This window comes from Sphingopyxis chilensis (genome assembly GCF_035930445.1).
Classification (GTDB): Bacteria; Pseudomonadota; Alphaproteobacteria; order Sphingomonadales; family Sphingomonadaceae; genus Sphingopyxis; species Sphingopyxis chilensis.
Map to the genome: position 1 here is coordinate 1,614,270 of NZ_CP142394.1, position 24,709 is coordinate 1,638,978.

Here is a 24,709-nt window from a genome sequence, read left to right on the forward strand (position 1 = left end):
ACCACTCAGCTTTCAGGACATGATCCTGACGCTGCATGCCTATTGGAGCGCGCGTGGCTGCGCGATTCTCCAGCCCTATGACATGCGCGTCGGGGCGGGAACCTTCCACCCCGCGACGACGCTGCGCAGCCTTGGCCCCGAGCCGTGGAACGTTGCCTATGTCCAGCCGAGCCGCCGCCCGACCGACGGCCGCTATGGCGAGAACCCCAACCGGCTCCAGCATTATTACCAGTATCAGGTGATATTGAAGCCGTCGCCCGCCGACCTGCAGGAACAATATCTCGGCAGCCTCGCCGCGATCGGCATCGATCCGCTTCTCCACGACATCCGCTTCGTCGAGGACGACTGGGAATCGCCGACGCTTGGCGCGTGGGGGCTGGGCTGGGAAGTCTGGTGCGACGGGATGGAAGTCACCCAGTTCACTTATTTTCAGCAGATGGGCGGTTTCGACTGCAAGCCCGTCGCGGGCGAGCTGACCTACGGCCTCGAACGCCTCGCCATGTATATCCAGAACGTCGACAATGTGTACGACCTGCGCTTCTCCGACGCGGTCGGCGATGTTGCGGCGGTCAGCTATGGCGACGTGTTTCTCGAGAATGAAAAGCAGTTCTCGAAATGGAATTTCGAGGTTGCCGACACCGATACTCTCTTCGCGGGCTTCAAGGCCGCCGAGGCCGAATGCCAGCGCGCGATCGAAGCGAATGTGCCCTTGGCCGCTTATGACCAGGCAATCGAGGCGAGCCACCTCTTCAACCTGCTCCAGGCGCGCGGCGTGATCAGCGTGCAGGAACGCGCCAACTATATGGCGCGCGTCCGCGACCTCGCAAAAGGCAGCTGCAAGGCGTGGATCGACAGCCAGTCCGAACGCTGGACCGCTAAATATCCGGGGTGGACGCTGTGACCGATTTTCTTCTCGAACTGCGCAGCGAGGAAATCCCGGCGCGGATGCAGGCCGGCGCGCGCACCGAGCTCGACAAGTTGTTCCGCGCTCAGATGGCTGCCGCGGGCATCGAGACCGGCGACCTCACCATCTGGTCGACCCCGCGCCGCCTCGCACTGATCGCCAAGGGCCTTCCCGTAGCGACCGCCGCGGTCAGCGAAGAACTGAAAGGCCCGCGCAGCAGCGCGCCGCCGCAGGCACTCGAAGGCTTCCTGCGCAAGACCGGGCTGACGCAGGACCAGCTCGAAGACCGCGACGGCGTCTATTTCGCCGTGATCGACAAGCCCGGCCGCGCGACCGCCGAGGTGCTCGCCGAGGCGATCCCCGCGATCGTCCGCGCTTTCGCCTGGCCCAAGTCGATGCGCTGGGGCAAGGACAGCGCGAGCAGCGAAAGCCTGCGCTGGGTGCGTCCGCTGTCGGGCATCGTCGCGATCTTCGGCGAGGAGCTCGTTGCGTGTGAAGTTAGCGGGATTTCCGCCGGTTTCGCGACACGCGGCCACCGTTTCCATTGCCCGGGCGAGATTACGATCGGTTCAGCGTCGGACTATGCCGAAAAGCTGCGCGCCTGCCACGTCATCGTCGACCATGAGGAGCGCCAGTCGATCATCCGCGACGGCGCCGCGAAGGCCGCTGACGACGCCGGGCTGGCGCTCGTCGAGGACGAGGGACTGGTGATCGAGAATGCCGGCCTCACCGAATGGCCGGTGCCGCTGCTCGGCCGCTTCGACGAAGCATTTCTGGAGGTGCCGCCCGAGGTCATTCAGCTCACTGCGCGCGTGAACCAGAAATATTTCGTCGTGAACGATGCGAGCGGCAAGCTGGCGAACGGCTTCGTCTGCACCGCGAATATCGATGCGAGGGACGGCGGCGCGGAGATCGTCGCGGGCAACCGCAAGGTGCTCGCGGCGCGATTGTCCGACGCGCGCTTCTTCTGGGAACAGGATCGCAAGACCAAGCTGGAAGCTCACGCCAAGAAGCTGGATCGCATCACCTTCCACGAAAAGCTCGGCACCGTCGCCGACAAGGTCGAGCGCGTCGCGAAGCTCGCCGAATGGCTGGCAAGCGAGGGCATTGTCCCCAACTGCGACCCCGCGCTCGCGCGGCAGGCGGCCGAGCTCGCGAAGGCCGACCTCGTCACCGAAATGGTCGGTGAGTTCCCCGAACTACAGGGCCTGATGGGCGGCTATTACGCCCGCGCCGAAGGTCTGCCCGATGCCGTCGCCGACGCGATCCGCGACCATTACAAGCCGGTCGGGCAGGGCGATGATGTACCCACCGCGCCGGTTACGGTGGCTGTGGCGCTGGCGGACAAGCTGGATACGCTGACATCCTTCTTTCTCATTCGGGAACGACCCACGGGCTCCAAGGATCCGTTTGCTCTACGACGTGCAGGGATCGCCATTTCGGCAATCGTCTTGGTCAACGGGTTAAGGCTGCGTTTGGTCAATGTTGTTATGAAGTGTATGTTCGGCACACTGGAGCAGATGTATAAGTCGGAAGATCGAGAGAAGCTCGACAGCATAACTGGCGTTTTTCACCACCTCGCCGATCCTAAAGACGCTGCTGCTTTGATTGAGGCCGCGTTTCCGAAAAGAGAGGCGCCTTCCGATCCAGACGCGCCTGTTCCAGTAATTCAGCGAGATCGCGAAAATGCTGCGACATTGGTGGAGATTATCGCGTTCCTATTTGACCGCCTTAAGGTCCAGCAGCGCGAAGCGGGCGTCCGGCACGATCTGATCGACTCGGTGTTCGCGCTCGGCGGCGAGGATGATCTTGTTCGTCTGCTTGCGCGCGTGAAGGCGTTGCAGGCGTTTATGTCCACCAACGACGGCACCAACCTGCTTGCGGGCTACAAGCGCGCGGCGAATATTCTGAAACAGGCGGGCGAGACGTCCCCCTCCCGCTTGCGGGAGGGGCTAGGGGAGGGCATGTCTGATCCCGCTTCCGCTGAAACAGGCCCTCCCCCGACCCCTCCCGCAAGCGGGAGGGGGGAATTGGATCCCGCCGAAGCTGCTCTCCTTGCCGCCCTCGATGCCGCCGAACCTGCGGCTTCCGCCGCGGTCGCCCAAGAGCACTTCACTGACGCGATGGCCGCGCTCGCCAGCCTCCGCGCCCCGATCGACGCCTTCTTCGACGGCGTGATGGTCAACCACCCCGACGAAACGGTCCGCGCCTATCGCCTCGGCCTGCTCGCGCGCTTTACCGGCGCGGTGCATGGCGTCGCCGATTTCTCGAAGATCGAGGGCTGACCCTACGGCCCCTTTGAACGAACGAAGCAAAACTGAATCGACGAAGCGCGATTGCATACCTATCCAGCCGCAACCTCCTCCCCGGGGCAGCAGGAGCTACATATGACGACGATGGTGCATTTGTTCGGCGGCGACGCGACCACGGCCGAGCGTTCGAAGGAATTGCTGGGCGGCAAGGGGTCGAACCTCGCCGAAATGGCCTCGATCGGCCTGCCGGTGCCCCCGGGTTTTACGATCACCACCGACGTCTGCACCGCTTATTATGCCAATGGCGAGCAATATCCCGCCGGCCTGATCGAAGAGGTCGCCGCCGGAATCGCGCATATCGAAGGCATCACCGGCAAGAAGTTCGGCGACCCTGCCGACCCGCTGCTCGTTTCGGTGCGTTCGGGCGCGCGCGTGTCGATGCCGGGGATGATGGACACCGTCCTCAACCTCGGGCTCAATGACAAGACCGTCATTGGCCTGTCCGAAGCGTCGGGCGACCCGCGCTTTGCGTGGGACAGCTATCGCCGCTTTGTCCAGATGTACGCCGACGTTGTCATGGGCCTCGACCATGCCGAGTTCGAGGAAGCGCTGGAAATCGCCAAGGAAGACAAGGGCTTTTATCTCGACACAGAGATGTCGGCTGAAGATTGGCAAGCGCTGGTCAAGGAATATCAAGCGATCGTCGAACGCGAAACCGGCGCCCCGTTCCCGCAGGAGCCGAACGACCAGCTGTGGGGCGCGGTCGGCGCCGTGTTCGCAAGCTGGGAAAGCGATCGCGCGAAAGTCTATCGCCGCCTGAATTCGATCCCCGCCGAATGGGGCACCGCGGTCAATGTGCAGGCGATGGTGTTTGGCAATATGGGCGACACGTCGGCGACGGGCGTGGCGTTCACGCGCGACCCCGCGACCGGCGAGCGCGCCTGGTACGGCGAATGGCTGATCAATGCGCAGGGCGAAGACGTCGTCGCGGGCATCCGCACGCCGCAATATCTCACCAAGATCGCACGCGAAAAGGCAGGCGCCAAGCCGGCGTCGATGGAAGAGGCGATGCCCGAGACGTTCGAGGAGCTGGGCCGCGTCTTCGACACGCTCGAGACGCATTATCGCGACATGCAGGACATCGAGTTCACGGTCGAACGCGGGACGCTCTGGATGCTGCAAACCCGTTCGGGCAAGCGCACCGCGAAGGCGGCGCTGAAGATCGCCGTCGACATGGCGGCCGAAGGGCTGATTTCGGAAGAGGAGGCCGTGGGCCGCGTCGATCCGGGCGCGCTCGACCAGTTGCTTCACCCCACGCTCGATCCGAAAGCGCCGCGCGACGTTCTGACCAAGGGGCTTCCCGCGAGTCCCGGTGCCGCGTCGGGCAAGATCATGTTCGACGCCGACAGCGCCGAAAAGGCCGCGGCGATGGGTGAGGCGGTGATCCTCGTCCGCGTCGAAACGTCGCCTGAGGATATCCACGGCATGCACGCCGCAAAAGGCATCCTGACCGCGCGCGGCGGCATGACGTCACATGCGGCGGTTGTCGCGCGCGGCATGGGCCGCCCCTGCGTCTCGGGCGCGGGCGGGCTGTCGATCGACGGCGCGGCGCGCGTGCTGCGCGTCGGCGGGCGCGAGCTTCGCGAGGGCGACATATTGACGCTCGACGGCTCCACCGGCGAAGTGATGGCGGGCGAGGTTCCGACCCTGCTCCCCGAATTGGTCGGCGATTTCGGCACCTTGATGGCATGGGCCGACAAGGTGCGCCGGATGAAGGTGCGCACCAACGCCGAGACGCCGCAGGACGCACAGGTCGCGCGCGATTTCGGCGCCGAGGGCATCGGGCTGTGCCGCACCGAGCATATGTTCTTCGATGCGGCGCGTATCACTGCTGTGCGCGAGATGATCCTTGCCGACAGCGAGGATGGCCGCCGTGCCGCGCTCGCCAAGCTGCTCCCCGAACAGCGCGGCGACTTTGCCGCGATCTTCGGGGTGATGGCAGGGCTGCCGGTCACGATCCGCTTGCTCGACCCGCCACTCCACGAGTTCCTGCCGACGCGCGAGGAGGATTTCGCCGACGTCGCCGCGGCCGCGGGGGTGGGGATCGAGGCGCTGAAGGCGCGCGCCAACGAGCTACACGAGTTCAACCCGATGCTGGGCCATCGCGGCTGCCGCCTCGGCGTTACCTATCCCGAAATCTACGAGATGCAGGCGCGTGCGATCTTCGAGGCGGCGTGCGACGTCGCCGCCGAAACCGGCGCGGCGCCGATCCCCGAAGTGATGATCCCGCTCGTCGCGACGCGCCGCGAGTTCGACCTGATGAAGGCGGTCGTCGATGCGCAGGCGAAGGCGGTGTTCGCCGAAAAGGGGCGCGAGATCGCCTATCTGGTCGGCACGATGATCGAACTGCCGCGCGCCGCGCTGATGGCGGGCGAGATTGCCGAAAGCGCCGAGTTTTTCTCGTTCGGCACCAACGACCTGACCCAGACGACGATCGGCATCAGCCGTGACGATGCGGGACGCTTCTTGACGCAATATGTGGACAAGGGCATCTTCCTGACCGACCCGTTCGTCAGCCTCGATGTCGAAGGCGTCGGCCAGTTGATCGAGATCGCCGCTGACCGCGGCCGCAAGACGCGTCCTGAGGTTAAGCTGGGCATCTGCGGCGAGCATGGCGGCGACGCGCCGAGTATCCATTTCTGCGAAAAGACCGGCCTCGACTATGTCAGCGCCTCGCCCTACCGTGTGCCCATCGCACGTCTGGCGGCAGCACAGGCGGCCCTGAAAAAGGGGTAAGCGCAGAGGGGATAGGGCGCATGAAGAGCTGGCACCGCTATGCGATCACCTTGGTGGGCGGACTGGCGGTGGGGCTCGGCGGCGCCTGGGCGCTCTCGGGCGGCGGGCTCGGCGATGGTGCGATCCGGAACGGCCCGTGGACGACGTCGCTCGGTTACGGCACCAAGGCGACCGATCCGCTGACGCGCGCAATGGTCGCGCGATCGGGGCTGCTCGCGCTGCCCGCGAAGGAAACCGTCTACTGGATGGCAAGGAGCGATGCTGCCGGCGAGCCGCTCAACGGCCATTGCCGCTACAGCCTGTCGGGCAAACCGCTCGATGCGCGGTGGTGGAGCGTCACCGTTTATGACGACAGGGGCTATCTGGTCGACAATCCGGCACGCGTCTGGTCGGTGAACGGCGCCAATGTCCCGCTCGATGACAAAGGGGAATGGCGCGTCACCATTTCGCCCGAAAAGCCCGGAGACGCCGCATGGCTACCGGGGATCAAGGGGCAGCCCTTCCAGTTGACCTTGCGGATGTACAACCCCGGCGCGGCGTTCCGCGCCGATCCGGCCAAGGCCGCGCTGCCGCGCCTCGTGAAGGAGGGGTGCTGAGATGCGCCGCTGGCTCGGCCCGCTCGTCCTTGGCCTGATCGGCGCCGCCGCGACCGGCTATGCCGCGATTCTCGCTATTCCCTATGGGCTGATGAATATCGCGATCGACCGGTTGGGGCAGGGCGGAGTCAACCAGATGTCGCACGGCAACCTCGCCGCGCCCGAGCGGCAGCCGGTCGTGCGGCCAAGCCCCGATCTCGCCTATTCGAGCTGCCCCTATGATCTGTCCGCCGGCCCGATCGCGATCGACGTCGCGCCGGTGGCGGGGCGCTACAGCTCGCTCAGCATCTTCGATGCCGCGACCGACGTCATTTTCGTCCGCAACGATGTCGAGGCGCGCGGCAAGCCCTATCGAATCATCGTCGCGCGCGAAGGTCAGGCTGTCTCGGCGGGCTCCGAAATCGTGCGCACGAACCACGATCGCGGCATCGCGCTGATCCGCCTGCTGCTCAAGGATCCCTCGGAAATCGGGGCGCTGGGCGCAGCGCGGCGCCAATCTTCCTGCACGCCGGTCACAAATCCGAAATAGGGGGTTGCGCCCCCGCGCACGGGCCCTTAAAGGCGCCTCTCCACGCACCCGTAGCTCAGCTGGATAGAGCATCAGACTACGAATCTGAGGGTCGGGCGTTCGAATCGCTCCGGGTGCGCCATTCCTTCCTCGTCGTTGTCATGTGGTAGAGCGGAAGGGCATTTTTCGACGATTGGTGCTTCGCTGCCTTGGTAGCAATCGGTCGGGTGTCGATGAAGAAACGGCCGAAAACTGCCAAAAGTTGATCTATGTTACGACGAATTGCGTAGGGCGGGTTAGCGTTCGATGCTATCGTCGCTTCACGGCTGCGGTTCCACATTTTTCGGCTTTTCGTGGTTCCGGCATTAGCCTTTATCGCCTTTCCGTTGGAAGGGGTCAGCCGATCAGATGATACCGAGAGCCTGGTCGCGCTTGCTCCCGACGGTCTTGGAGCAAGCCATGCGTTCTTTTCATATGATGATGCTTGATGATCAGTCGAATGCGCCGCGTCGCGTCGAATTCCAGGCGGAAAGTCCCGACCATGCCTTTCAGGTGGCACGCAACGAGATCGACGGCGTCCATGTCGAACTTTGGGAAGGCGAGGCGCTTTTGGCGCGTATGACCAAAACGGCCGATAATGTCTGGAAGCTGCTTCCGTCGAACGACGATGTCCCCGGACCGGGGCATGTAATGCCAAATAACGACAGTATTCGGGTCGAACTGCGGTAGCCGCGGCCCCTGCGGGCCCCGGCGGCTTCAGCGAGACCGGCCTCTGTCGGACGCGAGATCGGCCGCTATCATCAACATAGGTTAATGCCCGCCCCGCGCGCGATCATCAGTCTTGCGGCAACTTAACATGGGTGAATGTCGGCGCGGCGCGCAACGCGCATCTGATCCCCCTAATTCAAGGGGGACGCATGGGGCTGGGTGAAATCGTGAACGGGCTGCTGACCTCGCGGGAGCGGTTGGTCTGGGAAGCCAGCCTGGCGCGCAACGCGCGCGATTATATGAAGGGTGCGGATCTCGCCCGCGAAGGCGAAAAGCCCGGCGCACTCCGGGTGATATTGGCTGGCTGGGCGCAGAAATATAAGCAGATGCCCGATGGCCGGAGGCAAATACTGGGGGTCGTCCTGCCGGGCGAACTCTGCGACCTTGATCTCTTCACCGTCGCGCGCACCGATCATTCGCTAGCCGCGGTGCGGCGCCTGACGGTTGCGGAAATCAGCCGTGGGGAAGCGCAACGGCTTTTCGAGAAATGTCCGAATCTGGCACCGGCGCTATGCTGGGCCGCGATCGTCGGTACGGCGGTCCAGCGCGAATGGACCATAAACATCGGCCAACGGAATGCGCTGGAGCGCGTGGCGCAGCTTCTTTGCGAAATCTATGTCCGCCAGCGCGACGTCCCGTCCACTGCCGGCGGGGCCTGCGACTTTTTGCTGACCCAAGGACAGATGGCGGAGGCCATGGGTCTGACGCAGGTCCATGTGAACCGTATCGTCCAGCAATTGCGCCTCCGCTGTGCGGTGGAAATCCGCAATATGCGTCTGGAAATACCCGATTTCGCTCAGCTGGCGGCATTGGCGTCGTTCAATGCGACCTACCTCCATCTGGGTGAAGCGTCGGCGCTGATCGAACGGGTGCGGATGCTGTTTTCGCCCGAGGCCTACAAGCTGGATCGCCCGCTGGATCGCCCGAATGACGGAACGATTTCGCCGGCCGTCTGACGAGAGCGATACGCGCCGGGTCGGCGCGTGCCGCAAGAATTGCAGAAGGCGTCGAACTTTGGAGGTCGGGCTGCGTTTTTGCGGCACGGCCCGGTTTTCGCTGAGCCGGTGCGGGGGCAAGAATGGAGACTGCAATGCAACCGACCGACAAGGACGTTACCCATATTCTGGCGGCCGATCACCGGGCCGTCGAAGCGCTGTTCGAAGAATTCGAAAAGGCGAGCAGCACGGAAAGGAAGGCGAAAATCGCCGAAAAAATTTGCACCGAGCTGAAGATCCACGCGCAAGTCGAGGAAGAGGTCTTCTACCCGGCGCTGAAAGGCAAAATCGACGACGATCTGTTGAAGGAGGCGTATGTCGAGCACGATGGCGCGAAGCTTCTGATAAACGATATTTTGGCGTCGGGACCCGACGATGAATATTTCGAAGCCAAGGTCACGGTGCTGTCGGAAGAGATCAAACATCACGTAAAGGAGGAAGAAAAGCAGCACGACAATATGTTCCAGCAGGCGCGTGCGGCCGATGTCGACCTCGAAGCGCTCGGCGAGCGATTGCTGGCGCGCAAGGACGAGTTGAAGCGGCAGGCGGAAACCGCTGGGCTGCCCCCTGCCGAACTGGTCACAATGTAGCGATGCCGCGTGTCGAGATCGAACGGCGGAAGGCAAAGCTTGCTCGTCGTCTTTCTGATCGATCCGATCGCTTCGTGACCGCCGAAAGTTGCACCGGGGGCAGGATCGCCGCCGTGTTTGCAGGCGACGCCGCGCTCGGACCCCGTCTGGAGCGTGGCTTCGTTGCCTATTCCACCGACGCGAAATGCGAGCAACTGGGGGTCGAGCGTGCCCTGGCCGAAAGAAACGAAGGCGTATCCGCCGCGGTCGCGGTGGCGATGGCGCGCGGTGCGCTTCGACATAGCATGGCCGACATCTCTATCGCCGCTACCGGGTTTTGCGGACCGCAGGAAAAGGATGAGGAGGTCGGGTTGGTGTTCCTCGCCTGCGCAGACCGTTGCGAGGGCCTTTGGGAACAGGAATGTCATTTCGGAGAGGTCGGGCGCGAAGCCGTGCTCGAGCATTCGGTCGCCGCCGCACTTGCATTGATTGCCGAAGCCGTGAGGGCGCGAAAAGCCTGATTATTCTTCGGCGGTATCCCATCGCGGGTCGAGCGCGGTGACTGCGATCGCAAATTTTACGCGTCCCGCCTCGTCAACGACATTGACCCGCAAACCATGCTCGTTCTCGATGATGTCGGGCTCATCCTGCAGCAGGCTGCCAATGTAGCGCACCGCCTCCCGCCGCGCGGCGTCGTCGTCGGCCAGTTCGACGCCGACGTCGTCATACTCTCGCGACCCGTCGCTGGTATGGAAGTAATAGCGCGTCATGTCATCGCACTCCAATGAGATGCTCTCAATCGGCCAGATTGCTGCGGTGGAGATAGGTGTCGGAAAAGTCGGCAAGCGAACGCAGGGTCGCAATCGCGCCAAGGCGAACGCCGCGCCCGTGGCGGGCAACCGCGCCGCGGCGCTCGAGCTCTTTCAAGGTGCGATTGATATGCACGGGCGTCAGGCCCAGAAGATCGGCCAATTGTTCCTGCGTCATCGGGACATCGCGTGCGTCGAGTCCGTCGCTCTTCGTATCGAGAAGGCGGTAATGAAGTTCGCAAAGAAGATGGGCGAGCCGCGATAGCGCGTTCCGGCGGCCGAGATTCAATAGCCATTCGCGGCCGATCGATGCTTCGATCAATATATCGACGATGATCGCACGGGCAATCGCAGGGCGGTTCGCAATCAACTTTTCGAAATCGGACAGCGCGACGATGACAAGATCGACGGTGGTGAGCGCCTGAAGGTTGTGATCGATCGTTCGTACGTACAGCGACTGGAAATCGAGGGCGTCGCCCGGAATCTTGAGCGCCACGATCTGTCGACCGCCCTCTTGCGTGGATTTCTGCCGATAAGCGAAGCCGGCGCACAATATCGGGCATACGCCCGATCGTTCGCCTTCGCGCAGGATATAGCTGTTGGGCTCGAGGTGGCGTACGCTGTGGGGTAGCGCCGCGATGGCTGCCTGGTCCTCCGCCGGAAGCGGGCTGTGGCTGAGCAGCTTGCGCAGGAAAATGTCCAGCCCCGGCTGTTCGGATTTCGTGTTCATCCCTCTGCTTTCCATTTCTCCCGGCGGCCGATGGCGCCGGAAATGCCGGTGCCTTCCCGCCTTACCTTGCCGAACGTCACAAAGTCGCTGAGGGTTGCGGACCGGCTGCCGTAAACGCTGTCCGAGGTTCCGATCGGGCGGGTTAGCGATCGGGAAGCCCGGAAAGCAAGAAGGGCCCTGCGTCGCGGCAGGGCCCTTCAATCCTCTTGGATATGGCTACGCAAGAGGATGCCCATCACCGTCCAGGGTCGCTAGGCCGGTGTCAGTGCAGCATCTATTAGCCCATTCCCGCCGCTTCGCCTGCAACATGGATTATAGGCCGGCATGAAAAGGCAGCGCCCGAGCTTCCGTCGCGCTTCACCGAAGTTCGGAATGTTGAAGCGAGGTGGCGGAGCGGGAGGGATTCGAACCCTCGATACGCTTTTGACGTATACTCACTTTCCAGGCGAGCGCCTTCGACCACTCGGCCACCGCTCCGCATTTGCTCTGGAAGGGGCGCCCTAATCGCTTGGCGGGGCTTTCGCAAGCCGATTGGGCGTGGCAGACATCGGGCATGAAACATCTGTTGCTGGCGGCAACCGCAGCCGCGTCGCTCATCCTCCCCGTCAGCGCTTTGGAGTCGTCGCCGATCCCGTCGCCCGGAGAAATCGCCGAGGCGGCGCCGGTGAGCGACTGGATTGCGATCGCGCCATCCGACCTGTTGGTGATTGAACTCGTGCCCGATGCGGGGGGCAAGCCGCGACGCATCGTCATCCAGCTGATGCCCGCGCCGTTCAGTCAAGGCTGGATCGGCAATATGCGCAAACTCGCCTCCGCGCATTGGTGGGACGGGACGAGCATCAACCGGGTGCAGGACAATTATGTCGTGCAATGGGGCGATGCGACCGAGAAGAAGGCGTTGCCCCAAGGATTGGCAGCCGTCCCCGAGCCCGAATATCAGGTTCGGGATAATGCCCGGCTTATGTCGATTATCGAGACGATGCACGACAACAAGGTGCGCATCGAGGAACTGATCAGGCAGCAGCGACGGTCGGCTCCCCCCAAGATCTATGCACCAGATATGCGGGTAAAAGTTGACCCTTATGCGGACTTTCAAGGCTTTGCGCACGGTTGGCCGATAGCGGGCAGTACGGGATTGTGGCCCATCCATTGTTACGGCGCCGTCGGGGTCGGACGGAATATGTCACCCGATACCGGCAGCGGCGCCGAACTCTACGCTGTCATCGGCCATGCGCCGCGCCATCTTGATCGCAATATCGCCGTCGTCGGGCGGGTCATCAGCGGGATTGAGCATCTTTCAAGCCTGCCGCGCGGGACGGAGGCGCTTGGCTTTTATGGAACCGAGGCCGAGCGCACGCCGATCGTCTCGATCCGCATCGCGAGCGAATTGCCGGCCGCAGAGCAGCCGCGGTTCGAATTTCTGTCGACCGAAAGCGACAGTTTTGCACGCTATGCCGATGCGCGCGCGAACCGGCGCGATCCCTTCTTCATCCAGCCCGCAGGCGGTGCCGATATCTGCAATATCCCGGTTCCCGTTCGTCCGGTCGCAGCGAAATAGGGGTGGTGGAGGACTTCACGGTCACGACGCCGCTCTGGCGCTGGCAATCGGCGACGGCGCCTGCCGCCTGGTTCTTTGTGACGATCGCGGGCGACGAAGCCGACAGGATTCGCATGGCGGCAATGACCGGCCAGTGGATGGACGGACGAAAGGGATTCGGCTCGGCGCGCGTCGAGGCGAGAATCGGCGGCACCCGGTGGCGGACTTCGGTGTTCCCGCACAAGGAGAGTGGCGGCTGGCTGCTGCCGGTCAAGGCCGCGGTCCGCAAAGCGGAGGGCCTGGCCGAAGGCGATGAGGTAACCGTGGCGGTCAGTCTTTAGGCGGCGGCATTTCGGCCTTCGCGTCGCGGGCTTGCGCCTTGCGCTTGCGCAGATTGGCGCGCAACGCTTCGGCGAGGCGGCGTTCGCGTTCGAGATCAGCGGGGGAGGGCGTCTTGCTCACGCCGAGGCCATGCCCGCGAAATCGCCGCATCGTCAAGCCTCGCATCTTGACAGGCGAGGGGCGCCCCGCCATAGGCCGCGCCTGCCCAGCGAACATGCGTTGGCGGGCATCCCGGTTGCTGCTGTAGCTCAGTGGTAGAGCGCGTCATTGGTAATGACGAGGTCGACAGTTCAATCCTGTCCAGCAGCACCATTTCCCCTCACTTCGAGACGATTGGCGTGTCAAATCCTGGCGGCCAGCAACCAGTCGTGGAACAGCTTCACCGCCGGCTGGCGCAGAGCGCGCGGGCGGCAGACGAACCAATAGCTGTACGGGCTGTCGACGTCGAAGTCGAACAGGCGGACTAGCCGCGGGTCGTGCGCATCGTCGAAATGATGGCCGTGCATGAAGGCGACACCGATCCCCTGAGCCGCCGCCTCCAGCATCAGCGGGCCCGAATCGAAATAGTCGATCCCGGCCGGCTCCAGATAGGGCATGCCGATCGCCTTCTTCCATTCGGAGAAGGTTTCGGGCATTTCGCGGTGAAGCAATACCGTCATCCGCTGCATCTGCTCGGGCACCGTAATCGCGCGGTTGCCGTCGGTCAGCGTCCGCGACGCAATCGGGAAGACCTTGTCCTGATCGAGGCGCGCGGCATAGAGCATCGGATCGATCGAGCGGGCGAGGGCGATCGCCGCGTCAATACCTTCGCCAAGGCGCGCTTCGCCATGCGACATCGTGTCGATATCGATATGCAGTTCGGGATGTTGTCGCCGCAGGTCGGGCAGACGCGGGAACAGCCGCTGCTGCGCGAACAGCGGCAGCACGTTGAGATGGAGGCGGAGCGACGCGTCGGGGCTGCCCGCCTGGCCGATCACCGCGCGAAGTTCATCGAGAATCGGCGATAAGTGCTCGTGCAAAGCGCGCCCGGTCTCGGTCAGGCTGAGCCCGTGGTGGTGCCTGTTGAACAGCGGACGCCCCACCGCATGTTCGAGCGTCTGGATCCGCCGCGACAGGGCGGGCATCGACAGGCCGAGTTCGAGCGCGGCCGCCTTGACCGTGCCATGGCGCGCGACCTCAAGAAAGGCTTCCATGCTGCTGAGAGGGGGGAGGCGTGGCATAACGGTTGGCGATGATGACATGGGCGTGGCGGACATGCCAGAATTTTGTGCAGTGCGTCATAGATTTGACGGGGATGCGGGGTCGCAAATCGGGAACGACAACCTATGTTTCGCATTCTGACCTTTTGAGGGAGACGCGCATTGGCCGAAGCGGCGGTGAAAGAAAAACAGGTGAAACTGCAGGTGGCGAATTCGCGTGCCGAGGAAAGCGGCGGCGGCATCGCCCGAATCCCGCGCTCTGCCATGGCCGAACTCGGCGTGACCGAAGGCGATATCATCGAGATCAACGGCAAGCGGCAGACGGCCTCGCGCGTCGTCGCGCCCTATGCCGAGGATGAGGGGCTCGAGGTTATCCGGCTCGACGGCCTGCAGCGCGCCAATGCCGGGGCAGGGGCGGGCGACATGGTGGTTCTGAGCCGCGCCGAGACGCGCCCCGCGACCCGCGTGGTATTCGCACCCGCGCAAGAAAATCTGCGGCTTCAAGGCTCGGCCAACGCGCTGAAACGCAGCTTCTTCGGCCGCCCGGTCGTCGCGGGCGATACGGTCGCGACCGCGGGTCAGCAGCGACTGCCGTCGGGCGACATGCCGCCGCAGCTTCGCCAGATGCTCAACGCGCCGGCCTATGCGCTGGCCGAGGTGCGGCTGCTCGTCGTGTCGGCGAGCCCCAAGGGCGTTGTCTTCATCGACGAGAATACCGAAATCGAGCTGCTCCCCGAATATCAGGAGCCGCAGGACGCGCGCCGCACCGACGTCACCTATGATGATCTCGGGGGCCTTGGGGAGACGATCGACCAGCTGCGCGAGATGGTCGAACTGCCGCTGCGCTATCCCGAACTGTTCCGCCGCCTTGGCGTCGATCCGCCGCGTGGGGTGCTGCTGCACGGGCCGCCGGGAACCGGCAAGACGCGGCTCGCGCGCGCGGTCGCCAACGAGAGCGAGGCACAATTCTTCCTGATCAACGGGCCGGAAATCATGGGGTCCGCCTATGGCGAATCCGAAAAGCGGCTGCGCGACATCTTCGAGCAGGCGGCGAAATCCGCGCCGTCGATCCTGTTCATCGACGAGATCGATTCGATCGCGCCGAAGCGCGGACAGGTGCAGGGCGAGGCGGAAAAGCGGCTAGTGGCGCAGCTTCTGACGCTGATGGACGGGCTTGAACCGCGAACGAACCTGGTCGTGATCGCCGCGACCAACCGCCCCGATGCAATTGACGAGGCGCTGCGCCGTCCCGGCCGCTTCGACCGCGAAATCGTGATCGGCGTCCCCGACGAGAAGGGGCGCCGCGAGATATTGGGCATTCACACGCGCGGTATGCCGCTTGGCGAAAATGTCGATCTCGACGAACTGTCGCGCACGACCTTCGGTTTCGTCGGGGCCGATATGGCGGCGCTGACCCGCGAAGCGGCGATCGAAGCGGTTCGGCGGATCATGCCCAAGCTTAATCTTGAGGAAGGGACGATTCCGCCCGAGGTGCTCGAGGAATTGCGCGTCACGCGCGAGGATTTCAACAATGCGCTGAAGCGCGTCCAGCCCTCGGCGATGCGCGAAGTGATGGTGCAGGCTCCCAAGACGCGCTGGAGCGACATCGGCGGGCTCGACGCTGCGCGCGACAAGCTGATCGAAGGGATCGAACTGCCGCTGAAAAACCCCGCTGCGTTCCGGCGCCTTGGAATTCGTCCGGCCAAAGGCTTTCTGCTCTATGGTCCGCCCGGAACCGGCAAGACGTTGCTCGCGAAGGCGGCCGCGCGCGAGTCCGACGCCAATTTCATCTCGATAAAATCCTCGGACCTCTTGTCGAAATGGTATGGCGAGAGCGAGCAGCAGATTGCGCGCCTTTTCCAACGCGCCCGCGCTGTCGCGCCCACGATCATCTTCATCGACGAACTCGACAGCCTGGTGCCCGCGCGCGGCAGCGGAACGTCAGGCGAACCGCAGGTGACCGAGCGCGTCGTCAACACGATCCTGGCCGAAATGGACGGGATCGAGGAGATGCAGTCGGTCGTCGTCATCGGCGCGACCAACCGTCCGAACCTGATCGATCCGGCTTTGTTGCGTCCGGGACGGCTCGACGAGCTGATCTATGTGTCGGTCCCCGACAGGGAAGGGCGCCGCCGCATCCTCGAAATCCAGACGGGCAAGATGCCGCTGGCGAAGGATGTCGATCTGGCAGCGCTCGCCGAACGGTCGGATCGCTTTACCGGTGCCGACCTCGAAGACCTGACGCGCCGCGCCGGGCTGGCGGCGCTCAAGCGCTCGCTCGACAGCGACACGGTGACGATGGAGGATTTCGAGGCCGCGCTGAAGGACACCCGCGCTTCGGTGACCGAGGCGATGGAGAAGGATTATGAAAAGATCCAAGGCGAGATCAAGCAGGCCGCGATGAGCGTCGATCCGATCGGCTTCTTCGCGCCCGGCATGCTGAAGCCCGTTCGCGAGCGCAAACATGACGATGTAAAGGACTAGGAGGTTGGCTGGTCCTGACGGAGCGCTTTCCAGCCCCACAGGACCAGCCATCCGCAAAAACCTGCCATCAGGCCGTAAGCGACCATCGGGTGCCAGTTGTAGAGCAGCACGCCGATCGCTGGCGAGACGATGTAGGCAGATCCGTTTATCGACGCGGTCATGCCCGCGACGCTTCCCTGATCGCGACGCGGCACAGATAGCGAAGCGCCCGCGGTAAATCCGGGACGAAACAGGCCAAAGCCGAGCGATCCGAGTGCGAAGCCGATCACGATCCCGTGCAAATCCTCGGCAAGGCCCGTCATCAATATGCCGCATATGGCGAGCGCTGAGCCCCACAATACCGTCGGACGCGGGGTCAGCTTGAACAGCGGGATCAACCCCCATTGCGCGAGCAAGGTAGCGAAGGCGCCAGCCATCAGGACCGTTCCGGTCAGCCTGGCGGCGGTATCGGGTTCTGCGCGCAGGTGCAGGCGGTCGAGAATGAGGAATCCGATGACGCCGAGCATCATCGCCTGGGCCTGTCCCCCCAGAAAGCCCGCGACCAACCAGGGGCGCACGCGTGAATCGCGCCACCCAAGTCGCTCTTGGGGCGGTGCGTCGGGCTCGTTCTCCTCCTCGCCAGTGGGTTCCGAAGGCCCCGCCGACAAGGGGTAGGGCGCGATCGCACCGCGCGCCGCGAAGCGCGGCGTGTCATTCGGCAAGCGCCAGCGCAGCATGAGCAGAACGAGCAGGCCAATGAGCGCGAAAACGAGCATCGGTCCGGCCAAGCCGACGACGGGGAGAATGAAATAAGGCGCGATCGCCGGCCCGATCACGGTGCCGAGTCCGAAGGACGACGAGACGAGCGAGAGTGCCTGGGTTCGCTCGTCGGGGTCGGTACGCGAGGCGACATAAGCTTGCACGGCGGGCGGGGCGGCGGAGCCCAGTCCACCATATAGGCTGCGGAATAGAGCAAAGACGATGAAGGTGACCCCGGCGCCGATCAGGCCCTTGAGCCCTGCCCAAAGGACAAGGCCGCAGAGCGCCATCGAGGAAAGGAAGCCGACCACCCCAAGCGCCATCAACGCCTTGCGTCCGCGCTTGTCCGATTGGCGCGCCCAATGCGGCGCTGTGAGCACCCACAGCAGCGCCGACCAGCTGAAGGCGAGGCTGACCCAGACGTCGGGGATATGGAGCGTGGTCCCGATCGCCGGCAGGATCGACTGCATCGCGGTGTTGCCTGCCGCGGCGACGAGCATCACCGCGAACAGCACCGCCATGCGATCCGGAGGGATGGAACGCGATTTTGTCGCCATGTCCGCCCCCTTCGTTTGCAGTCGGTAACGCCGCCTTTCCCTACACGCGCGCGCCTGTCTGTCCAGAGTCAAGACAGACTCTTTCCTTGCGCGACCGTCACGATTTTGCCACGCATTTGATCAACCGCAACAACCCGAAAGCCATCATGACCAATCCGCGGGCGCAGGCCCAACAAACGAAAGCCCCGCTGGCCCGCCGGCTGCGCGTGGGCCTCAAGCGCTTTTTCGGGCCGTGGGGCATGTTCGTGCGCGGCTTCATCAAGCATCCGGTCATGGTGGGATCGATCGTGCCGTCGTCGCCGACGCTGATCCGCCATATGCTGAAGCCGGTGGACTGGAAGAACACGAAACTCTTCGTCGAATACGGCCCGGGCGTCGGCACCTTCTGCCGCCCCGTCCTTGAACGGATGGCGGGCGACGCGACGCTGATCGCGATCGACACCAACGAGGATTTCATCGACTATCTGAGCAAGGATATTCGCGATAGCCGCTTTATCGCGGTTCATGGCTCGGCCGCCGATGTCGAGGCGATCATTCGCGCGCACGGGTTCGAGCAGGCCGATTACGTCCTCTCGGGCCTGCCATTCTCGACGTTGCCGGAGGGCGTCGGTCCGGCGATCGCCGCCGCGACACATCGCGTGCTTCGCCCCGGCGGCGCCTTTCTGGTTTATCAGTTCCGCGCGCGCGCGCGCGACTTCCTCGCGGCGCATTTCCAACGCATCGACAACGCGTTCGAATGGGTGAATGTCCCGCCCTGCTTCCTCTTTTGGGGCTGGAAGGATTAAACGTCCGGGTCGGGGTCGCCGAGCCCGAAATTGAGTTTCCGCGACACCGTATAGTCGACAACGCCGACCACGAACCATGCGAGCGTCCAGCGCAGCCGGGTCAACCAGCTGGCGCGTGCCTTGTGCGATTGCGGCGTGATAATCTCGCAATCGGGCCGCAGCGCGGCGAGGAAATTGCGCATCTTTCCGGCGAAACCCGCGTCGGCGATCCGCACCATCACCTCGACGTTCACGAACAGGCTTCGAACGTCGAAATTCGCCGATCCGATATAGACGACATCGTCAATGACGATCAGTTTCATGTGCAGCCGGCACGGCCGATATTCCCAGACGTCGGCGGTCTTTCGCAGCAGATAGCCGTAGAGCAGCCGAGACGCGCCGATCGTCGCCGGATTGTCCGACTTGCCGGCCATTACGAAACGCGCGCGCCCGCGCTGTGCGACGCGGCCAAGTCGGCGCAGCATGCCTTGGCCGGGGGAAAAATAGGCCATCGCCATGTCGAGTTGCCGCGCGCCCTCCAGATCGGCGCGTACCGCGCGCGCCCAGGGCGAAAGGCGCTGCGTTGGCCCTCCTACGAGCCATGAGACGGCCTCTCCATCGGCAGGCCATTCGCGGATCAGCCGCCGCAGAGTCAGCACCTTGCCGTCGTCGTGGACGGTATAGTCGTGAATCTCGGCAAACCACCGCGCGGCGTTGGCGACAGTCGGACCCTTTACGATCATTCCGATGTCGAACCAGCAGTCGCTGCGGGGCGGGCTCAGATAGTCGTCGGCGATGTTAAATCCACCGGTGACCGCGATATAGTCGTCGATCAGGATCAGCTTCTGGTGATTGCGGATCAGATAGGTCGACCGCCAGCGGCGCGAGAAAAAGGTGACGCTGCCGCCCGCCTCGCGCAGCGGGGCGAACAGGCTGTCGGGCGTATCGCCCGAACCGAAACTGTCGATAACGGCGCGCACGCGGACGCCGCGCTTCGCCGCCAGCAGCAATGCATCGACTATGCGTTGGCCGGCACCATCGCCCTCGAAAATATACATGATGATATCGACGCTGTGCGCGGCGCCGTTTATCAGGTCGAGCAGGCGAGCCAACCGGTCGCTGCCGTCGAAGAGCAGTTCGATGCGGTGGCCCGCGACATCCGCCGACAGACTTTGATGCAGGTCGGCGGGGGGACAGGCGTCACTCATTGACCGTTCATAGGCGGGCGGCCGCGACGGCCGCAAGTGCGTCGGCGGCGAAGTCGTTTGAAATGGAGAACGGTGACGGGATAACCGCTCCAGCCTGTCACGCCATGCCGGTCCGCGGCGGATCCGCCCCATATTTTTTAACTTTTAGCCGTTACCCGGCTTCCATGGGGTTGAAAACCAAGGGGAAGTTAGATGCGGGCTTGGAAAGCAGGGGCGGCGCTGGCTGCATTGATGGTCGCTGGAACAACACAGGCGCAAACGACATATTATTGGCCTGCGCCCGAGGCACCTCCGACGGGCGAGGCGAAGCGCTATTATATGCCCATGGGCACTCCGGTGATGCTGCGTACGCGAACCGATCTTTCGACAAAGCACAACAAGCCTGGCGATCGGGTTTATCTGGAGGTCACCGAAAATATCTCGTTTCGCGGAAAAACCGTCATCCCGATCGGCGCTCCGGTCGTCGGCGAGGTAGCGCGGGCGCAGCGCAACGGCCATGTCGGCAAGAAAGGGAAGCTGGAAATCCGGTTGCTCTATGTCGAAACGCCCAACGGTCCCGTTCGGCTGGCAGGTTCGGCCTATGACGAAGGCAAGAGCGGCACTGCCGCATCGGTCGCCACCATGCTTCTTGTCTCACCGCTCGGCGGATTTTTCATTCACGGCACCAGCGCCGAGCTCCCGGCCGGAACGCCTGTGAAAGCCGTTCTTGCAGAAAACCACCGGTTCACCTGGTATCCGGAAACCGCTCGGACGCTCGCTGCGCGGCCGGCCCAGCCCGACGTCTACGGGAACGCGGCGCCGGGCCTCCCAGCGCTGGGATCGCCCGACTAGGAGCAATCCGGCAATTGTCCTGACGGCCTCCGGCTGCATCTGCGGGCGGCTTCGGTGACGGGGTTTGATTGACATCGAAGGGCCGGGCTGCTAGCGCGCAGCGCTTGCCGCCATGCCCCATGGGCTGGCCTCTCCGATATCTAAGGAAACAATATGGCCCGCGTTACCGTCGAAGATTGCGTCGACAAGATTCCCAACCGCTTCGACCTGGTTCTGCTCTCCGCGCATCGCGCGCGCGAAATCTCGGGCGGTTCGGAACTGACCATCGATCGCGACCGCGACAAGAACCCCGTCGTCGCGCTGCGCGAGATCGCCGAGCAGACGATTCGCCCCAAGGAGCTACAGGAAACGCTCGTCGGTTCGATGCAGAAGGTCGTCGTCGACGATGACGATACGCCCGATGAAATCAGCTCGATCAGCCGCTCGGCGGAAGCGCTTCGCTTGACCGCCGCAGCGCCGCCGCGCAGCCCTGCCGGTGGCGGCGGCGACTTCGAATAAGAGCGGCCGACAATCGATCACCCAAAAGGGCCGCGGGCAACTGCGGCCCTTTTCTCATTCGAGGTGCGTCAGTTCGGCGACGCGGATTGCACGCGATGTCAGCATGGGGTCGAGGATGCGCTGGATGCGGTGCGCGCGCTGCGAGCCGACCGCGATGTTGAACAGGCTGTTGGCGATCACATCGGCGATCTGGACGCCGTCGCTGCGACGACTGTCGGCGAGAGAAGCGCGGCCCCATTGGCCAAGGCCTGCCTGTATTTCTTCGCGGACGCCCGCGAGTATCTTGGGATCGTAACGTCCATCGTCGATCACGACGTCGGTGCAGACGCCGCCCGTCTCGGGCAGCCAGCGTCCGATCGCGAGATCGAGCAGGGCGGCATAAAGCGCAAGGTCGCTCGGCAACGTGCCGCCGGGGTTCCGCGCGAGCTTGTCGCGTTCGGCGACCGCGACCCACGCCCGTCCGCCGGCGCGGTCGAACAGTTCAAGCAGGTAGGCGCGCTCGACGATACTGATGCGGCTGCCTTTGAGCTCGCCGCGCAGCCCCGTAACGCCCCGGAACCGGTCGTGGATTTCGGTCGCGGCCTGAGGCGTCAGCATTACGGCCGAGAAGGTCATCGCGCCCGCGTTCAGCCCGCCCGATTCGTCGCAATAGATCGTCATTCCGATGGGTTACCGCACGCGCCCGAAAAAGGCGACCGTCCGGGTCTGGCCAGGCGCGACCGCGTCGGTCCACTTCCAGCGAACGTGCGTGACATCCGCCGCCGTGGCGGGGCGGGGCACCGCGCCGTCGATCGGCACCGATAATTCGGAAAGAGGCGCAAATTGCTTGCCGCCGTCGATCGAGACACCGAAGCCCGCCGGGTCGTCCGTGCCGTCGAACAGCAGCGCCTTCGGGATCGGATTGGCAATGACGACGCCCGACGCGGGCTTCGAGCCGTTATTGGTGAAGGCGAGCGAGATGCGCACCCGGTCTCCCGGAACGACGACGTCAGGCGTAAGGTAAGTCTTGGTCGCGGCTTGGCCGTCCCTGCCGGGGACCGATTTTTCGAGTTCTACTTTGCTCGTCAGCGCGCCGGCGTTCTGCGCCAGAGCCGGCTGCGCGCCGGCGATCAGAAGCGTTGCCGCAGCCAGAACGCCCCACCTCTTGCCTGTCATCGCTTTCTCCCCTGGTCCTTGCCCGGATCTTTGGCGCATCAGGCGGGGCAGGGATAGCGTTTCTTCATCAGCGCGTCGAAGGCCGAATAGATGCTGACCTTCCTCCGCACGGCAACCGGATAGCTGCGCAGGTGTGAAAGCCATTGATCGGGGGAGAGGCTGCCCGATTCGGGCGGGCAACTTGTCGTCTTGCGGCCGGCGCGGCGTTCGGCGTCGATCCGCGCCTTGTAGCGTTTGCCCGCCGCGACGACTTCGCCCTTGAGCTCATTGCCCTGCGGCGTCGCGAGCGCGAGCGGGCCGAGCCGTTCGATCGAGGCCGCGCGCGCGAGGAAAGCCGCCACGCTCATGTCGCCCGGCCTCATGGCGCACAGCACCGGAACGGCAAGCAGGACGGGCAGGAGGCGGCGCGCATGTTTCGCGTTGATCATGCGCCGCAACCTGTCCCCCGCCAATGAATAGTCCCTGAATCGAAGGGCTAGGCCGGAAAGCCTATGCGCCTTGGGGATTGGCGTCGCCGAACGGCCGCGGCTTGCGCTTGATCTGCGGAATGCCGCCCGCATGACCCGAAACGGGCGTGCCGCGCTTGTCGGCATCGTCCTCGCGCCCGATGTCCTCGCCCTTGATCGCGCGCTTCGCTTCTTCGCCCGACAGCGTTTCATATTCGAGCAGCGCGCCCGCGAGCAGGTGCAATTCGTCGATATGGTCGGTCAGCACCTTGCGCGCGACCTTTTCGCCTTCCTCGACGAGGCGACGCACTTCGGCGTCGATCAGCTTGGCGGTTTCCTCGGACATATTCTGCGCACGCGACACGCTGTGGCCAAGGAAGACCTCGTCCTGATTGTCGCGATAGCGCAGCCAGCCCAGCTTTTCGGACATGCCATATTCCATGACCATGGAGCGCGCCATGTCGGTCGCCTGCTGGATGTCGTTCGACGCGCCGGTATTGAGCTCGTCCTTGCCGTAGATCAGCTGCTCGGCGATGCGGCCGCCGAAGCAGAGCGCGAGGCGCGCCTTCATCTGTTTCATATTCTGCGAATAGCGATCGCGCTCCGGCAGGTTCCACGTCACGCCCAGCGCGCGGCCGCGCGGGATGATCGTCACCTTGTGCAGCGGGTCGTTGTGCTCGACGTGGAGCGAGACGAGCGCGTGGCCCGCCTCGTGATAGGCGGTCGCCTTCTTCTCGTCCTCGGTCATGACCATTGACCGGCGCTCGGCGCCCATCATGACCTTGTCCTTGGCTTCCTCGAACTCGTTCGACGCGATCAGGCGCTTGCCCTTGCGCGCCGCGAGCAGCGCGGCTTCGTTGCAAAGATTAGCCAGATCGGCGCCCGAGAAGCCCGGCGTCCCGCGTGCGATACGGCGGAGGTCGACGTCGGGTGCCAGCGGCTTCTTGCGCGTGTGGACCTCGAGGATCTTCTGGCGGCCCTCGATGTCGGGGCGCGGTACGACGACCTGGCGGTCGAAGCGGCCGGGACGGAGGAGGGCGGGGTCCAGCACGTCGGGCCGGTTCGTCGCCGCGACGATGATGATGCCTTCGTTCGCCTCGAAGCCGTCCATCTCGACGAGCAGTTGGTTGAGTGTCTGCTCGCGTTCGTCATTGCCATTGCCGAGCCCGGCACCGCGATGGCGGCCGACCGCGTCGATTTCGTCGATGAAGACGATGCACGGCGCGTTGCGCTTCGCCTGTTCGAACATGTCGCGGACGCGCGATGCACCCACGCCGACGAACATTTCGACGAAGTCCGAGCCCGAAATGGTGAAAAAGGGAACGCCCGCCTCACCCGCGATAGCGCGCGCCAGCAGGGTCTTGCCGGTGCCGGGAGAGCCGACGAGCAAGGCGCCCTTCGGAATCTGGCCGCCGAGCTTCGAGAATTTGGTCGGGTCTTTCAGGAATTCGACGATTTCCTCGAGCTCCTCGCGCGCCTCGTCGATGCCGGCGACATCGTCGAAGGTCACACGGCCCTGCTTTTCGGTGAGCATCTTGGCGCGTGACTTGCCGAAGCCCATCGCGCCCGAGCCGTTGTTCTTCTGCACCTGACGGAAGACGAAGAAGGCGATGCCGAGGATCAGCAGGAAGGGCAGCGACTGGACGAGCATATACATCCAGAAATTCGGCACTTCGGCCGCCTTTCCGTCATATTTGACGCCATTGTCGTTGAGCATCTTCAAAAGTTCGGGGTCGCGCACGACGTTCGCGGTGAAGCGGTCGCCGTTCGACAGCGTGCCGGTGACCTTGTCTTCGGAGAGCACGACGTCCTTGACGCTGCCTTCCTCCACCTTCTGACGGAATTCCGAATAGGCAAGCGGACTGCCCGCGGGCTGCGTAGCACCGCCGAACATCGAGGCGACAAGGAGCATGGCGAGCAGGATGCCGCTCCAGATCATCACACTCTTCATCCAGGGGTTGCCCTGCGGTTCCTTGTCGTCCTGCATTCGGAAATCTTTCCTGTCGCCCGCGAACATCGCGAA

At 63.9% G+C, this 24,709-nt stretch carries 25 protein-coding genes and 3 tRNA genes; 17 read left to right on the forward strand and 11 right to left on the reverse strand.

The annotated features are described in order from the left end of the window. Positions 1–19: 19 nt before the first annotated feature. The 10 genes from VSX79_RS07245 (at position 20) to VSX79_RS07290 (ending at position 9,909) form a co-directional block, all read left to right on the forward strand. Positions 20–901 (forward strand): glycine--tRNA ligase subunit alpha, encoded by an 882-nt coding sequence (locus VSX79_RS07245; RefSeq protein ID WP_326915233.1) that lies wholly within the window; start codon positions 20–22, stop codon positions 899–901. After that, a complete protein-coding gene (gene glyS, locus VSX79_RS07250; RefSeq protein WP_326915019.1) occupies positions 898–3,189 on the forward strand; it encodes a glycine--tRNA ligase subunit beta in 2,292 nt (763 codons plus the stop codon). The genes VSX79_RS07245 and glyS overlap by 4 nt, the downstream gene beginning before the upstream one ends. Positions 3,190–3,291: 102 nt before the next feature. Continuing rightward, positions 3,292–5,952, forward strand: coding sequence for a pyruvate, phosphate dikinase (gene ppdK / locus VSX79_RS07255; RefSeq protein ID WP_326915020.1), 2,661 nt, complete (start codon positions 3,292–3,294; stop codon positions 5,950–5,952). Between the two features lie 20 nt (positions 5,953–5,972). Further along, positions 5,973–6,548, forward strand: a complete 576-nt coding sequence (locus VSX79_RS07260) for a DUF1214 domain-containing protein (protein ID WP_326915021.1) — start codon at positions 5,973–5,975, stop codon at positions 6,546–6,548. Between the two features lies 1 nt (position 6,549). Beyond that, on the forward strand, positions 6,550–7,077 hold the full coding sequence (locus VSX79_RS07265) for a DUF1254 domain-containing protein (RefSeq protein ID WP_326915022.1): 528 nt from the start codon (positions 6,550–6,552) through the stop codon (positions 7,075–7,077). 44 nt (positions 7,078–7,121) lie between these two features. After that, positions 7,122–7,198, forward strand: a tRNA-Arg gene (locus tag VSX79_RS07270). 317 nt (positions 7,199–7,515) lie between these two features. Beyond that, positions 7,516–7,785: a hypothetical protein gene (locus tag VSX79_RS07275; RefSeq protein WP_179496806.1), complete on the forward strand. Its 270-nt coding sequence runs from the start codon at positions 7,516–7,518 to the stop codon at positions 7,783–7,785. A gap of 131 nt (positions 7,786–7,916) precedes the next feature. After that, positions 7,917–8,780, forward strand: coding sequence for a Crp/Fnr family transcriptional regulator (locus tag VSX79_RS07280; protein WP_326915023.1), 864 nt, complete (start codon positions 7,917–7,919; stop codon positions 8,778–8,780). Positions 8,781–8,914: 134 nt separating this feature from the next. Further along, the gene (locus tag VSX79_RS07285) at positions 8,915–9,409 is read left to right on the forward strand and encodes a hemerythrin domain-containing protein (protein ID WP_326915024.1); all 495 of its coding nucleotides are present in this window, start codon (positions 8,915–8,917) and stop codon (positions 9,407–9,409) included. Between the two features lie 2 nt (positions 9,410–9,411). Next, positions 9,412–9,909 (forward strand): CinA family protein, encoded by a 498-nt coding sequence (locus VSX79_RS07290; RefSeq protein WP_326915025.1) that lies wholly within the window; start codon positions 9,412–9,414, stop codon positions 9,907–9,909. Here VSX79_RS07290 and VSX79_RS07295 read toward each other — a convergent pair whose 3' ends face one another. The 3 genes from VSX79_RS07295 to VSX79_RS07305 all read right to left on the reverse strand — a co-directional run bounded on the left by VSX79_RS07295 (position 9,910) and on the right by VSX79_RS07305 (position 11,404). After that, positions 9,910–10,158 (reverse strand): DUF6894 family protein, encoded by a 249-nt coding sequence (locus tag VSX79_RS07295; RefSeq protein WP_326915026.1) that lies wholly within the window; start codon positions 10,156–10,158, stop codon positions 9,910–9,912. A 25-nt stretch (positions 10,159–10,183) separates the two neighbouring features. Then, positions 10,184–10,927 carry a Crp/Fnr family transcriptional regulator gene (locus VSX79_RS07300; protein ID WP_179496787.1) on the reverse strand — a complete coding sequence of 248 codons (744 nt, stop codon included), beginning with the start codon at positions 10,925–10,927 and terminating at the stop codon, positions 10,184–10,186. A gap of 386 nt (positions 10,928–11,313) precedes the next feature. After that, positions 11,314–11,404: transfer RNA gene (locus VSX79_RS07305), tRNA-Ser, on the reverse strand. A gap of 76 nt (positions 11,405–11,480) precedes the next feature. Between VSX79_RS07305 and VSX79_RS07310 the strand changes: the two genes are divergently transcribed. Together VSX79_RS07310 and VSX79_RS07315 are read left to right on the forward strand one after the other, a co-directional pair. Continuing rightward, positions 11,481–12,485 carry a peptidylprolyl isomerase gene (locus VSX79_RS07310; RefSeq protein WP_326915027.1) on the forward strand — a complete coding sequence of 335 codons (1,005 nt, stop codon included), beginning with the start codon at positions 11,481–11,483 and terminating at the stop codon, positions 12,483–12,485. A gap of 5 nt (positions 12,486–12,490) precedes the next feature. Beyond that, positions 12,491–12,805, forward strand: coding sequence for a DUF1905 domain-containing protein (locus tag VSX79_RS07315; RefSeq protein WP_326915028.1), 315 nt, complete (start codon positions 12,491–12,493; stop codon positions 12,803–12,805). Here VSX79_RS07315 and VSX79_RS07320 read toward each other — a convergent pair. Continuing rightward, on the reverse strand, positions 12,795–12,956 hold the full coding sequence (locus VSX79_RS07320; protein ID WP_326915029.1) for a hypothetical protein: 162 nt from the start codon (positions 12,954–12,956) through the stop codon (positions 12,795–12,797). The genes VSX79_RS07315 and VSX79_RS07320 overlap by 11 nt on opposite strands. An 87-nt stretch (positions 12,957–13,043) precedes the next feature. On the opposite strand from VSX79_RS07320, the gene VSX79_RS07325 reads away from it, so the two are divergent. Beyond that, positions 13,044–13,118: transfer RNA gene (locus tag VSX79_RS07325), tRNA-Thr, on the forward strand. A 29-nt stretch (positions 13,119–13,147) separates the two neighbouring features. Here the strand turns inward: VSX79_RS07325 and VSX79_RS07330 are convergent. Then, positions 13,148–14,026 carry a LysR substrate-binding domain-containing protein gene (locus VSX79_RS07330; RefSeq protein WP_179496779.1) on the reverse strand — a complete coding sequence of 293 codons (879 nt, stop codon included), beginning with the start codon at positions 14,024–14,026 and terminating at the stop codon, positions 13,148–13,150. A 141-nt stretch (positions 14,027–14,167) separates the two neighbouring features. On the opposite strand from VSX79_RS07330, the gene VSX79_RS07335 reads away from it, so the two are divergent. After that, positions 14,168–16,489, forward strand: coding sequence for a CDC48 family AAA ATPase (locus VSX79_RS07335; protein WP_326915030.1), 2,322 nt, complete (start codon positions 14,168–14,170; stop codon positions 16,487–16,489). Here the strand turns inward: VSX79_RS07335 and VSX79_RS07340 are convergent. Further along, a complete protein-coding gene (locus tag VSX79_RS07340; protein ID WP_326915031.1) occupies positions 16,486–17,784 on the reverse strand; it encodes an MFS transporter in 1,299 nt (432 codons plus the stop codon). The two genes, VSX79_RS07335 and VSX79_RS07340, sit on opposite strands and share 4 nt — an antisense overlap. 146 nt (positions 17,785–17,930) lie before the next feature. On the opposite strand from VSX79_RS07340, the gene VSX79_RS07345 reads away from it, so the two are divergent. Then, complete coding sequence (locus tag VSX79_RS07345) at positions 17,931–18,569, forward strand: class I SAM-dependent methyltransferase (protein ID WP_179497440.1); 639 nt, start codon at positions 17,931–17,933, stop codon at positions 18,567–18,569. Here the strand turns inward: VSX79_RS07345 and VSX79_RS07350 are convergent. Next, positions 18,566–19,756 carry a phospholipase D-like domain-containing protein gene (locus VSX79_RS07350; protein ID WP_179496773.1) on the reverse strand — a complete coding sequence of 397 codons (1,191 nt, stop codon included), beginning with the start codon at positions 19,754–19,756 and terminating at the stop codon, positions 18,566–18,568. The two genes, VSX79_RS07345 and VSX79_RS07350, sit on opposite strands and share 4 nt — an antisense overlap. 324 nt (positions 19,757–20,080) lie before the next feature. On the opposite strand from VSX79_RS07350, the gene VSX79_RS07355 reads away from it, so the two are divergent. Beyond that, on the forward strand, positions 20,081–20,587 hold the full coding sequence (locus tag VSX79_RS07355; RefSeq protein WP_326915032.1) for a hypothetical protein: 507 nt from the start codon (positions 20,081–20,083) through the stop codon (positions 20,585–20,587). A 153-nt stretch (positions 20,588–20,740) separates the two neighbouring features. Beyond that, entirely contained in the window at positions 20,741–21,085 is a 345-nt protein-coding gene (rpoZ, locus tag VSX79_RS07360; protein WP_179496769.1) for a DNA-directed RNA polymerase subunit omega, read from the forward strand. A gap of 54 nt (positions 21,086–21,139) precedes the next feature. On the opposite strand, the gene VSX79_RS07365 is transcribed toward rpoZ, so the two are convergent. From VSX79_RS07365 to ftsH, 4 genes are all read right to left on the reverse strand, one after another. After that, positions 21,140–21,745 carry a DUF3800 domain-containing protein gene (locus tag VSX79_RS07365; protein ID WP_326915033.1) on the reverse strand — a complete coding sequence of 202 codons (606 nt, stop codon included), beginning with the start codon at positions 21,743–21,745 and terminating at the stop codon, positions 21,140–21,142. Positions 21,746–21,754: 9 nt separating this feature from the next. Next, positions 21,755–22,240, reverse strand: coding sequence for a hypothetical protein (locus tag VSX79_RS07370; protein WP_179496765.1), 486 nt, complete (start codon positions 22,238–22,240; stop codon positions 21,755–21,757). 38 nt (positions 22,241–22,278) lie between these two features. After that, positions 22,279–22,668: a hypothetical protein gene (locus tag VSX79_RS07375; protein WP_326915034.1), complete on the reverse strand. Its 390-nt coding sequence runs from the start codon at positions 22,666–22,668 to the stop codon at positions 22,279–22,281. A 61-nt stretch (positions 22,669–22,729) separates the two neighbouring features. Beyond that, positions 22,730–24,673, reverse strand: a complete 1,944-nt coding sequence (gene ftsH / locus VSX79_RS07380; protein ID WP_179496761.1) for an ATP-dependent zinc metalloprotease FtsH — start codon at positions 24,671–24,673, stop codon at positions 22,730–22,732. Positions 24,674–24,709 lie beyond the last annotated feature (36 nt).

What these genes read in the sequence shown, in the direction of transcription:
- VSX79_RS07245 (WP_326915233.1), top strand. Translation starts at nt 20, where the DNA reads ATGATCCTGACGCTGCATGCCTATTGGAGCGCGCGTGGCTGCGCGATT.
- ppdK (WP_326915020.1), top strand. Translation starts at nt 3,292, where the DNA reads ATGACGACGATGGTGCATTTGTTCGGCGGCGACGCGACCACGGCCGAG.
- VSX79_RS07260 (WP_326915021.1), top strand. Translation starts at nt 5,973, where the DNA reads ATGAAGAGCTGGCACCGCTATGCGATCACCTTGGTGGGCGGACTGGCG.
- VSX79_RS07265 (WP_326915022.1), top strand. Translation starts at nt 6,550, where the DNA reads ATGCGCCGCTGGCTCGGCCCGCTCGTCCTTGGCCTGATCGGCGCCGCC.
- VSX79_RS07275 (WP_179496806.1), top strand. Translation starts at nt 7,516, where the DNA reads ATGCGTTCTTTTCATATGATGATGCTTGATGATCAGTCGAATGCGCCG.
- VSX79_RS07285 (WP_326915024.1), top strand. Translation starts at nt 8,915, where the DNA reads ATGCAACCGACCGACAAGGACGTTACCCATATTCTGGCGGCCGATCAC.
- VSX79_RS07290 (WP_326915025.1), top strand. Translation starts at nt 9,412, where the DNA reads ATGCCGCGTGTCGAGATCGAACGGCGGAAGGCAAAGCTTGCTCGTCGT.
- VSX79_RS07295 (WP_326915026.1), bottom strand. Translation starts at nt 10,158, where the DNA reads ATGACGCGCTATTACTTCCATACCAGCGACGGGTCGCGAGAGTATGAC.
- VSX79_RS07300 (WP_179496787.1), bottom strand. Translation starts at nt 10,927, where the DNA reads ATGAACACGAAATCCGAACAGCCGGGGCTGGACATTTTCCTGCGCAAG.
- VSX79_RS07310 (WP_326915027.1), top strand. Translation starts at nt 11,481, where the DNA reads ATGAAACATCTGTTGCTGGCGGCAACCGCAGCCGCGTCGCTCATCCTC.
- VSX79_RS07320 (WP_326915029.1), bottom strand. Translation starts at nt 12,956, where the DNA reads ATGCGGCGATTTCGCGGGCATGGCCTCGGCGTGAGCAAGACGCCCTCC.
- VSX79_RS07330 (WP_179496779.1), bottom strand. Translation starts at nt 14,026, where the DNA reads ATGCCACGCCTCCCCCCTCTCAGCAGCATGGAAGCCTTTCTTGAGGTC.
- VSX79_RS07340 (WP_326915031.1), bottom strand. Translation starts at nt 17,784, where the DNA reads ATGGCGACAAAATCGCGTTCCATCCCTCCGGATCGCATGGCGGTGCTG.
- VSX79_RS07345 (WP_179497440.1), top strand. Translation starts at nt 17,931, where the DNA reads ATGACCAATCCGCGGGCGCAGGCCCAACAAACGAAAGCCCCGCTGGCC.
- VSX79_RS07350 (WP_179496773.1), bottom strand. Translation starts at nt 19,756, where the DNA reads ATGAGTGACGCCTGTCCCCCCGCCGACCTGCATCAAAGTCTGTCGGCG.
- VSX79_RS07355 (WP_326915032.1), top strand. Translation starts at nt 20,081, where the DNA reads ATGGGCACTCCGGTGATGCTGCGTACGCGAACCGATCTTTCGACAAAG.
- rpoZ (WP_179496769.1), top strand. Translation starts at nt 20,741, where the DNA reads ATGGCCCGCGTTACCGTCGAAGATTGCGTCGACAAGATTCCCAACCGC.
- VSX79_RS07365 (WP_326915033.1), bottom strand. Translation starts at nt 21,745, where the DNA reads ATGACGATCTATTGCGACGAATCGGGCGGGCTGAACGCGGGCGCGATG.
- VSX79_RS07370 (WP_179496765.1), bottom strand. Translation starts at nt 22,240, where the DNA reads ATGACAGGCAAGAGGTGGGGCGTTCTGGCTGCGGCAACGCTTCTGATC.
- VSX79_RS07375 (WP_326915034.1), bottom strand. Translation starts at nt 22,668, where the DNA reads ATGATCAACGCGAAACATGCGCGCCGCCTCCTGCCCGTCCTGCTTGCC.
- ftsH (WP_179496761.1), bottom strand. Translation starts at nt 24,673, where the DNA reads ATGCAGGACGACAAGGAACCGCAGGGCAACCCCTGGATGAAGAGTGTG.